The sequence below is a fragment of the Stenotrophomonas sp. SrG genome, from assembly GCF_050031795.1.
Lineage (GTDB): Bacteria > Pseudomonadota > Gammaproteobacteria > Xanthomonadales > Xanthomonadaceae > Stenotrophomonas > Stenotrophomonas rhizophila_A.
This window is the reverse complement of the sequence record NZ_JBNBBE010001261.1, coordinates 1-237: the sequence shown is the minus strand read 5'-3', so window position 1 is coordinate 237 and position 237 is coordinate 1. Positions and strand designations below refer to the sequence as shown.

At 71.7% G+C, this 237-nt stretch carries 1 pseudogene; it reads right to left on the bottom strand.

Features of this window, described 5'->3' with window-relative positions:
* Positions 1-237: pseudogene (locus ACQG3P_RS23475) on the bottom strand (gfo/Idh/MocA family oxidoreductase); the annotation flags it as partial.

The following is a 237-nucleotide window of genomic DNA, read 5'->3' as shown; positions in this document are numbered from 1 at the left end:
CCGTCAACGAGGCGAGGGTGCCTGCGCCGGTTTTGAACATCGCCGCCGCCACGTCATCACTGGTTACCGCCTGAATCGCGCCGCCCGCCGGTGGGGTGGTGAAGCTCTGCCCGCCCACCGCACCCCGCTCGGCCACCAGGGTGGCGAACGCGGCGCTGTCATCAACGAAGCGCTCGCCGCTGACCCAGTCCACCAGGTCGCACCAGGGCGCGCCGATGTCGGCGACCGCGCGTGTGG